The 9,600-nt window shown below is 46.5% G+C and carries 9 protein-coding genes; 2 read left to right on the top strand and 7 right to left on the bottom strand.

Annotated features, from left to right (window positions below; translation table 11 throughout):
* Positions 1-57: 57 nt before the first annotated feature.
* Both NLX71_RS25460 and NLX71_RS25455 read right to left on the bottom strand, forming a co-directional pair.
* A complete protein-coding gene (locus NLX71_RS25460; RefSeq protein WP_254366582.1) occupies positions 58-1,125 on the bottom strand; it encodes a helix-turn-helix domain-containing protein in 1,068 nt (355 codons plus the stop codon).
* Positions 1,126-1,403: 278 nt separating this feature from the next.
* On the bottom strand, positions 1,404-1,745 hold the full coding sequence (locus NLX71_RS25455) for a hypothetical protein (protein WP_254366581.1): 342 nt from the start codon (positions 1,743-1,745) through the stop codon (positions 1,404-1,406).
* 650 nt (positions 1,746-2,395) lie between these two features.
* On the opposite strand from NLX71_RS25455, the gene NLX71_RS25450 reads away from it, so the two are divergent.
* Positions 2,396-2,884, top strand: a complete 489-nt coding sequence (locus tag NLX71_RS25450; RefSeq protein ID WP_254366580.1) for a hypothetical protein — start codon at positions 2,396-2,398, stop codon at positions 2,882-2,884.
* Between the two features lie 269 nt (positions 2,885-3,153).
* Here NLX71_RS25450 and NLX71_RS25445 read toward each other — a convergent pair whose 3' ends face one another.
* From NLX71_RS25445 to NLX71_RS25425, 5 genes are all read right to left on the bottom strand, one after another.
* Complete coding sequence (locus NLX71_RS25445; RefSeq protein WP_254366579.1) at positions 3,154-3,921, bottom strand: HAD family hydrolase; 768 nt, start codon at positions 3,919-3,921, stop codon at positions 3,154-3,156.
* A 66-nt stretch (positions 3,922-3,987) separates the two neighbouring features.
* The gene (locus NLX71_RS25440; protein WP_254366578.1) at positions 3,988-5,511 is read right to left on the bottom strand and encodes a CehA/McbA family metallohydrolase; all 1,524 of its coding nucleotides are present in this window, start codon (positions 5,509-5,511) and stop codon (positions 3,988-3,990) included.
* 1 nt (position 5,512) lies between these two features.
* Positions 5,513-6,874, bottom strand: coding sequence for an ABC transporter substrate-binding protein (locus tag NLX71_RS25435; protein WP_254366577.1), 1,362 nt, complete (start codon positions 6,872-6,874; stop codon positions 5,513-5,515).
* A 60-nt stretch (positions 6,875-6,934) separates the two neighbouring features.
* A complete protein-coding gene (locus NLX71_RS25430) occupies positions 6,935-7,777 on the bottom strand; it encodes a carbohydrate ABC transporter permease (protein WP_254366576.1) in 843 nt (280 codons plus the stop codon).
* Positions 7,778-7,795: 18 nt separating this feature from the next.
* Complete coding sequence (locus NLX71_RS25425) at positions 7,796-8,680, bottom strand: carbohydrate ABC transporter permease (protein ID WP_254366575.1); 885 nt, start codon at positions 8,678-8,680, stop codon at positions 7,796-7,798.
* Positions 8,681-8,914: 234 nt separating this feature from the next.
* Here NLX71_RS25425 and NLX71_RS25420 point away from each other — a divergent pair, with 234 nt between their 5' ends.
* Positions 8,915-9,481 carry a GbsR/MarR family transcriptional regulator gene (locus NLX71_RS25420; protein WP_254366574.1) on the top strand — a complete coding sequence of 189 codons (567 nt, stop codon included), beginning with the start codon at positions 8,915-8,917 and terminating at the stop codon, positions 9,479-9,481.
* Positions 9,482-9,600: the final 119 nt, after the last annotated feature.

Here is a 9,600-nt window from a genome sequence, read left to right as displayed (position 1 = left end):
CAACTTCAGCAATGGATTGCCGCTTTGCCCAGTTATATCAAGGCTTGTTTGCCGATTTCATGCTGCGAAAGTTGAGTTCCTAACGGCTTCGCATGTTTGAGGACTGTTCGTATTTACTGGTAAGAAATCTTCTTCTCTTTCTAATAAATCCTCACATGCAATTAAATCGCCCATCTCAAAATAAATTTCAAAAAGTTCGTCTGCTATGTGTATCTTGTAGTTCCTACTTAGTTCATCCAAGTATTTTTGAAGTAACGGTAAGGCTACTTGGTATTCTTTTTTTCTCGCTTTTGTTATGGCCCGTGTGATTTTCGCTGATTCTGAAACAAATTCATAATTAAATTTTTCGAAAATATCTAAACTCTTTTCCACTTCATCATAGTTTTTGGATTGTGAATATGAGTTGATCATGGCAAGGTACGCTCTTGCTTTTAATTCGGTATCTTTCTTTTCCATGACAATTCCGGTCTGACAAAACTGGATACAGTCCTCATATTTTTTTACCGCAAAAGCTAGTAATCCCATTCTCAAATATAATGTGATTTGTTCCTCAGAAGATAAAAAATTAGTGTAGTTTAAAATCTCCTTACCGTCTTGATACGATTGTTCCAATCGCTTTAAATTGAGTCGTTCGATTAAATGCTTTTGTAGCAATCCTTTGGCTAAATATTTCATAACCCCATGCTCTCTGGAATATTTTACAACCACATTATAAAGGATCACTTTTAAAGCAGAATCACTTATCTTTCCAGCAAAATCATACAAACGCTGTAAATTATCCTCCGTCTCCCCTTGTGGGGATTGTAGTATCTTCAAAGGGACCATTGACACTAAAGAAGAGTGCTCCTCTATATTAACTATTTCGCTGAGTATTTCAAACAAAACATCTATTCGTTCCTCGTCTTGAATGTAGCACTCCATTATTTCTTTTGAATGATCGGGAAAAACTGTGGCAATGGCTTTTACAGTTCTAAATTCAGGATGTTTCGTCTCTCCACGCTCAATTCGATACAGTACACTTCGACTTACCCCTGTTAGCTCTTCAAGTCCCGAATATGTCAAGTTTCTCTCTTTTCTTTGTTGGAAGATGATATCTGAGATGGTTTTATATTTAATATCCAGCATAATACTTACCTTCCTTTTAATCACTTATATGATGGTTAATTATAGCAGGGTATGTTTGATTTCACAATTAATTGATAATGAACTATTTATTAGATGAGATGCAACGATTCGACAAATTCCTACAGGGTATAGTTAATTTTTGGTAGACACTGTCATCACTTATACAATTTAAAGTAAATGCCGAATTAAAAATAGATATAAATTTCTATCCCATATTTTGTAATTTTATGTAAATTATGTTTGAACGATGAGGTCGCGACGAATTGTTCATACAATTTTTAGGGAGCCATGTCCACTGTGAAAAAGAAAATGGTAACATCGGTTCTTGCTGTTTCAATGGCCGTAAGTGCTGTAGCGGCTCCAATTTCTTCGTTTGCTGAAGCACCAGCAAAAACTTTGTCGGTTGGCCCTTCTTTTAGTATTCCGGGCGACGAGGGTAGTTCACTCTCGTTGGTGAAGAAAAAACCACATATGACAACCGATACATTAATGGTGGTATCGCTGCTTCTGTCAAAATTTTGCTTGATGTAATCGCTAAACGGACGGGCATTAGCGGCTCTTGGACAGGCGGTACAACTAGTGCTATCGGAGGATGGATTGCTATTTACTTGAGCGATCATAGTTATCACCATGTCGGCATTCGTACTGGCATCTCATGGAACTCCTATCTTGGTTATTATGAGCATGTCAATAGTTTAGTGACATATTCGGATGGGACATTTACTAGGCCAATTAATGTTCAATATACTACTACGGGTACGAGGGTTCCCAAAGACGTACTGAAAGCTTACGGCTTGTCAACGGATATTTAGTTCAAAAGCAAAAGCTCTGGGGATGATTACCAGAGCTTTTGCTTTTATTCTCCCATTGAGATAGTTATAATTTTATACATATGGTATTATATTACAACAATTCACTTTGTTTATAAAGGAGATGTTTTAAAGTGAAATTAAGGTACCCCCTTTTTATGGTAAGTATAGCTTTAATATTATTTTTATCAGATTTTTTTTCATCTACAAGCCCTGTATGGAAATGGACAATTCTTGCTTTGGCTTGCGGATTGATTAACTACCTATTTGAAAAACTTCGGATTACCGAGAAATCAATCCCTGCCTACTTAGGCATCATCATCATTCTTTGTCCTTTTGTTGTCTTGTCTTTTACTTATTAACTTACAGAGTTGGGCGGTACTGTAGGTAAATGTGCCGCCCAAATGATCGGACAGTTTTGATAAATGGTACGACAAACATGAATTGAAAGGAGATTTTCGATGTTCAAATCAGTTTACTATTTGTTTCTTGGAGTCATTGTCATGTTAACTTCGGCATGTCAAACTTCGGTCCCAACATCTAAGGATGTAAAAGAACCAGTGAAGCAAGAAGCAATCGCAAGTGATGAAAAAATATCAAAACAGGTAAACTATATTAAAAGTAGTCTAAAATTAGGCATGACGCAAGAAGAGGTTACATCATTATTTGGAGATAAGTTCATCGACGTAGAGGATAACGGAGATCTAGAAAACGGGGGTGACAGCTTTTGGCTATACCGTTTCTTTAAGCAAGATGACTATAAATCCCCTTTTCCTGATTATGTAGTCGATAAAGATGGTCTGAAGGAGAGAAAGGTAGGCGCTGATTTATTCATAGCGTGGAAAAACAAAAAGATTCATTTGTATTCAGTTTCATATGTACAGGGAACAGAGGTTCATCAATACGTCGTGAGGCCAGACGGAACTAAAGAAGAGGGGCCAATATCCTGATTAGGTTAGGTTGGACCATGAGTTTTTCCATTCCTAAATTTGGATTTACGAGATGAGCTATCCCGTAATATAATTGTTCTCAGGGTTGGTGAATGTTAATCCCAACCAACCCTGAAATAATTTAGGGAGTGATGATGTGCATAAAATAATTAAATTTATTGCCGGATTTTTAATAACTTGACGGATAAAAGTATTGGCCGAAATACGCTCGGGCAACAGCCAATCAAGCATTTCGCCATACAAGCTGCCAAATCCATGTTGCACAAGGCTTATCTGTCGAGAGCTTGAAGCTGCAACTCATCGTAGGAAGCGATTTGCACATCCGCCTCCGCAAGCGCTGCTTTCCCCTCTTCGTTAGAGTAGATTCCGATGGTAAGCGCAACGCCTGCCTGCTTTCCCATCTGCATGTCTCCGTTCGAGTCGCCAATCATCACCGTTTCCGACGGCACAAGCCCCATTCTCGCGCACGATGCCTCGATCATTTCGGGATGGGGCTTGCCGAACTCAACCTGTTCATGTCCGATGACTTGATGGAAATGATTGTGCATCCCAAGCCACTGCAAATGCTTGCGGGCGGACGAAGTCGTGTCGGACGTTATGACGGCCATAGCGAGCTTGTGCGCGCTGCACTGTTGCAGAAAAGCCGCAAGGCCCGGCATTGCCTTCGCCGGTTGTTCTCTCTCAAGATGGATATCCGCTTGTTCGCGAAATTGGCGCGTCAGCCTGATCGAATCGTTCCATGGAATGCCGGCCTCATACAATCTTGCCGCAGCGATCGCTGTGACTTCATCCATGGATGCCATTGCAAGCGGCCCTCTGGGGTCGCAGCCGGTGACGGTTCCTTGCGAATCCCGGACTGCGCCCAGGAAGCCGGGCGCAAGCTCCTGCCCGTACATGGACAAATAATCATTCATCGCGTCGAACAGAAGCTGTGCCCATTTTCCCCACAGATGCATAAAATCAAGCAGTGTTCCGTCCTTGTCAAACAAAATTCCGTTGAGCTGAACTTCCCTGTTTTGTACTTTCAGCGTAACCAAACCGTTCCTGCTCCCTTCAAATAGAATGTGTCCGATCGGCCAGCCAAGACATGACCAAACACACAATTAATATCCAAGAAGCTCCATTAATTCCGACCAGTACGTCACGGACGGAACCGCGCTTCCTGAATATACAGGGTTCACGATTGCGAGCAAACGCTTGTCCGCATCCCTGACTTCGGCGCGAATCCAATGAAATCCGTCTGGCTTCCAGAACATCGCATACTTGTACATGCTGCTCCCGTCGCAAGGCTGGATCATGCGGGTCTCGCCGTTTTCAATCCAATAGATGAGGCTCCCTTCCGGAGCGTTCTGGATCTTCAGTTCGTACTCCAGACGAACCGTCGCTTCCGATGCGGACTGCTGCATATCCAAGTCCACTTGCTCGCCCGGCAAATAAGTGCGGTCTCCGCAAACGACCTTCGGTTCGAGAATTGGTCCCCGCGTCACGTAGCAGCGCCCCTTGCGGATTCCTTCTAAGATGGTATGCGGAGAACATTCCGACGCAAGCACACAGGTCATCGGGTCTCCGACGATCGATGGCGGGCCGCCTTCCGTATAGCTTTCGTGCGGCAAATTATGCGTATCGCTCCCGCCGATACCCCAGAGCAAGCGTCCGTGCTTCCACAGCATATCCCACATCCGGAGCGCCCGTTCCGTCGCTTCTTCGTTACCCGGATATGTCGGATCGTTCCATAGCTCGATCACGTCGAAACGATCAAGCCTTATGCCACCGTACTGCCAATCCCACGGCGCAAGCAGCGGATGGTTCAAGCTGCAGACGGCGCCCTGCTGCCGGGAATGAGCTAATATTCGATCTATGCCGTTCTCGCTCTCCAGCGCTAACGCTTGATCGTTCACCTTGTCTGGACGGCCGCTTCCGTCTCCTGCCAGATCGATCCATTGGCGGATGCCGAGCACGTTATAATGGCCTTTGGTTGAGGTGACTTCGATGCCGGGGATAACCATTAACGGGGATTCCGGCCATCCCGTCGTCATCAGATTATGTTCGGTTACCGTTATAAAATCGAGCCCGCGCGATAAAGCCGAATCGTTAAGCTGCTGCGCTGTTTGCTTACCGTCGGACAGTTGCGTATGCATGTGGAAGTCGCCTTTGTACCAACGCAGTCCCTCGTGGTAAACCCGGTTCCAGTCATACTTCGACAGGTGCAAAGCGGCGGCGGGCTCCGATGAGGAGATGTCCGTCCAGACGTTCCCACTGTTCCGGTAAACGCTGCTCTCCTGGACCATTTCGTCTGTTCCCGTCTGAATATACATTTCGTATGAAGGGGACTCCTTCCAGGTTCCTGTATACAACAAGGTCCAGAAACCGGGGGGGATTTCCCCCGGAACCGAACCGCAGCTGGAATCGGCGGCGGAAACGCCGACCGTCAGCGTCGTTTCACTGCCTTTGGTCAAATAGTGGATGCGCATCCGACCGAGCGGATCGAGCACATATACATACCCGTACTTGGAATTCGGCTTCACGTTCAGCACAAGCCAATCCGCTGCTTCCTCCACTTGGAATACGTGTGTAAATATCGGCCTTAATTCGCCTTCAGTAGCGGTATAACGAATCGTTTCCTGCATGCTACTTACCTCCCAATGCTTGATCCAGGGCTTTCTGCGCTTTTTCCTTCGCTTCTTTCAGAGCGACTGCTGCCGGCACATTTTCGATCTGTACTTTATCTGCCGCTATATTCAAAGCGTCGAAGATTTTGCCGCCGGTTGGATCAACGAATTCTACCGAAGACTTCATCGCTTGTTGGAGCGGTACTTGGCTTTGCGGATTTTTTTCGCTGTACGCTTTAAAGGCCGGATCTTCAAGCGAAGAATTGCGGACGGCAATGTAACCGGTATTCATCGACCAGCTTGCGGAGTTTTCCGGGCTGGTGAAGAAAGCCAGCCATTTCATCGCCGCTTTTTGCTGCTCCTGCGGAACATCGGCAAATATGACCGCTTTGGAACCACCCGCCGCAGCCTTTGTTTCAAATCCTTCCCATGCAGGCTGCGGATACGCCGCTATTTTGCTGAAATCCAGATCTCCCTGGTCTCCGCTCGATCCGGTATATCCTGCGGCGCGCCCCTGCATCACGTCATCAATGGTTTTATACCAATACTCCCAGCCTTGTCCGCCGGAATGAATGCGCATTATCTTGTCTTCATGAATCCATTTGCGGAACGATTCCCACGTATCGACCCACACCTTGCTGTCAATCAATACCTCTTTGCCGTCGTCGCTAATTATTTTGCCGCCGTGACTGTAGGTAGAGTCGATCATATTGCCTGAACCCCACATCGGTTCCCAACCGTAAACCTTCACTTGATCGCCTTCGCGCACCGTCAGCTGTTTGGCGGCCTCGGCCAGCCCTTCCCATGTTCTCAACTGTTCCGGCTTGATGCCTGCTTTCTCAAGCATGTCTTTGCGGTAGTAGAGAACTTGAGTCGAACCGTACATCGGGATAGCGTACTGCTTGCCGTCCACTTGGCCCGATTTCCAGAATGCCTGGACGTAGTCGTCCGGCTTGATGGAAGGCTCGCCTGTAAGTAATTCATCAAGCTGGGCATAATACCCTTTCTTTGCCCAGTCCGGGTTGAAGCTTAGCGCCACTGCCGGCACTTTCTTGGATGCGATTGCGGCTTGCAGCTTTTGCGACGTTTCCGAATAGTTGCCTTGTACGATTGGCTTTACGATCACTTCGTTTTGCGATTGGTTAAATTTATCGATCAACGATTTCATGTTGTCGCCCAGCTTGCCGCCAAGTCCATACCAGAATTCGATTTCTACCGGCTTCGCCGCTGACTTTGTCTGCTCGCTATTCTTCGATTGATCCTGCGTTCCCTTGCCAGTCTCATCCGCTTTGGAGCATGCGCTGGCCAATACGAGTATAAAGCTCAATACGACGACTAGAAGCGATAATGTTGTTGACGGTTTTCTATGCGAAGCAAACATTTCTCCATTCCTCCTGTTGTTCTTTCTACATTTACTTGTTGGTACATGTGTATGGCACAATCAACCTTTATTTACCCCGAACGCGTTGTTCACCCCCCCCATTATCCATTTTTGCGCGCAAATGAATAGCACAATAAGCGGCAGGATTGCGAAGGAACTGCTCGCCATAATGAGTGGCCATTTCAGCCCGTAAGCCCCGCCTTCAATGAAGAAAGAGCGCAGCCCGACGGAAATCAGGCTAAGATCCGGGTTCTTGGTAATCAGCATCGGCCAGAAGTAATTGTTATATTGGGAAATAAACGAAAGGATCGACATCACCACGAATGTGGACTTGGAAAGCGGAATAAGTATCCCCCAGAGAATGCGCCAGTGCGAAGCACCGTCTATTTTTGCCGCTTCAACAAGTTCCTTCGGCAGTTGCATAAACGCCTGTCTGATCAGGAAGATCGCAAACACGCTGACACTGTTGGAAACGATCAATCCCGCGTAAGTGTCGAGCAATTGCAACTCCGATAAAATGATGTAGCCTGGCAAATACGTTGCCGCTGCCGGCAGCATATACGTGATCAGGATGACGGCCATAAGTGAATTGCGGAATATGAATTTCATATGTGTAAGTGCATAGGCCATCATCGACGAATTGACGATTTGAATAAGCACGATCGCCGAGGCGACGAACACGCTGTTGAACAAATAATGTCCGAAAGGCGCAGCGTTCCACGCTTCGACGAAATTGCCCCACATCGGGTTGTCCGGCCAGAGTACGGGCGGGAACTTCCATATCTCCTCGTTTGTTTTCAATGCGCTTGTCAGCATCCACAAGAACGGAAAAGCGATAACAAAGCTAAAAGCAAGCAGAACCAGATGACGCATCGCGACGAGAACGCCGAAACCTGACTTCATACGAGGAACCTCCATGACTTAAGCTAAATAATGAACTTTTTTGCGGGAAATCCAGATGGATACAAGCGAGAACGTGACGCAAAGCAGCACAAGCACGACGATCACTGCCGAAGCTTCGCCAACTTGAAAACGTTCGAAAGCCGCCTGATAGAAAAAGTAGAGAATCGTTCGGGTCGAGCCGGCCGGTCCGCCTTGCGTCAATATATTGATCTGGTCGTATGCCTGCAGCGAATCGATGACTAGGACGATCGATAGGAAAAACGTGATCGGCGATATTAGCGGCAGTGTCACCCGATAAAAGGTCTGAAACCGGTTTGAACCATCCAGACGGGACGCTTCCTGCAATTCAATCGGAACGGACTGCAGCGCCACGAGGTAGAAAACCATAGTCCAACCGACACCCTTCCAGAACGTAACGATAATGACCGCCGCCATGGCCCATGTCTCACTCTGCAGCCAAGGCAAGCCGCCCGGCACGAAACCCGAAAGCAAGCTGTTGGCCAACCCGACGCGCGGCTCGAAAATCCACGACCAGACAATCGATACCGCAACGGTCGGCGTCACCCATGGCGAGAAAAGAATTGCCCGGTACATGGGGGAGCCAGCCAGCTTCCCGTGAAGCAGAAGCGCCAGCAGCAAACCGCCGATCATGGTCGGCACAATCGTTCCGGCGGCAAAGGTGAAGGTCACGCGCAGCGAACGATAAAAATCGGGATTTTCCAGCAGTGCCGTATAATTGTCGAAGCCGACGAACAGCTTTTCCGGACTCATGAAATCCCATTCCATCATGCTAAGGTAGACGACGTAACCCATCGGTATAAACCAGAATGCCGTCAACGGAATGAGGGCGGGTAAAAGGTACAGGATGGCTAGCGGCTCGCCGAATTTCCTCCATCGTTTCATCTCTCTACTCCTTATGTTCAAATTATTTTGTAAGCACAATAGTAAAAGGCGATTTTATCCGTTTTTTCGTATATCATTCAAAAAATATTGTACTTTCATTATCTCTGGAGAATGTAAGATACAGATTAACTGGAGGTAAAGAATAAGTTAATTTGGTGGCAGCGGCCAAGACCCTTTATAATAAAGTAAACGACAATATTTTTTGAACGCAAACGTTCTGAAAGAGGGATCGCCATGTCGGAGCAGGAAGTATCCGCCTTGAAAAATCAGCTTGCACTCAGAGGAAAAGTAATAGATGCGATTGCCGATACGATGGATTTATACGGGGTCACCCATTCAGCGGGGAAATTGTACGGCATTTTATTTTTTGAGGAAGCGCCCATGACGCTTGAGGATATGAAGGATGTCATGGGAATGAGCAAGAGCAATATGAGCTATGCAGTCAGAGTGCTGCTCGATACGAAGATGGTTCAAAAGCTGGAGAATAAACAGGAGCGTAAAGATCTGTATCAGGCGGAGGGTAACTTTTTTACCGCTTTTCAAAATTTTTTTGCAACCAAGCTGCAGCGGGAAATTCAAGTGATGATGACCGCGATCGATGAAACGACACCCGGTTTGAAAGAGCTCATTCTTCACATCGACACGCCTGAGGAAGTTCGACGGCAAGCACTAAAGGATTTGCACAAGCTCGTGCATGCGGAGCAGTATTACCAATGGCTGCAAACATTCGTCGACCATATAAAGGAAGGAAAGATTTTTCAACAAGTGACAGGGAGCGAAGCCGCCGCGCCTCCGTCATAAATGGTTCCCGGGCGAGGTGAAACATCATACGGCTTGGACAATCTATAATGCTCCCATAGGTTGAGACACGGGAGAGTGAAAAATAAGTTATAATGAAGCTATGGAAAAACGGAACCGAT

This window comes from Paenibacillus sp. MZ04-78.2 (genome assembly GCF_024213375.1).
Classification (GTDB): Bacteria; Bacillota; Bacilli; order Paenibacillales; family NBRC-103111; genus Paenibacillus_G.
The sequence above is the reverse complement of the archived record's forward strand: the minus strand, read 5'-3'. Positions and strand labels throughout refer to the sequence as shown.

Coding starts and splice junctions, on each gene's coding strand:
- NLX71_RS25460 (WP_254366582.1), bottom strand. CDS start 1,125: ATGCTGGATATTAAATATAAAACCATCTCAGATATCATCTTCCAACAA.
- NLX71_RS25455 (WP_254366581.1), bottom strand. CDS start 1,745: ATGATCGCTCAAGTAAATAGCAATCCATCCTCCGATAGCACTAGTTGT.
- NLX71_RS25450 (WP_254366580.1), top strand. CDS start 2,396: ATGTTCAAATCAGTTTACTATTTGTTTCTTGGAGTCATTGTCATGTTA.
- NLX71_RS25440 (WP_254366578.1), bottom strand. CDS start 5,511: ATGCAGGAAACGATTCGTTATACCGCTACTGAAGGCGAATTAAGGCCG.
- NLX71_RS25435 (WP_254366577.1), bottom strand. CDS start 6,874: ATGTTTGCTTCGCATAGAAAACCGTCAACAACATTATCGCTTCTAGTC.
- NLX71_RS25430 (WP_254366576.1), bottom strand. CDS start 7,777: ATGAAGTCAGGTTTCGGCGTTCTCGTCGCGATGCGTCATCTGGTTCTG.
- NLX71_RS25425 (WP_254366575.1), bottom strand. CDS start 8,680: ATGAAACGATGGAGGAAATTCGGCGAGCCGCTAGCCATCCTGTACCTT.
- NLX71_RS25420 (WP_254366574.1), top strand. CDS start 8,915: ATGTCGGAGCAGGAAGTATCCGCCTTGAAAAATCAGCTTGCACTCAGA.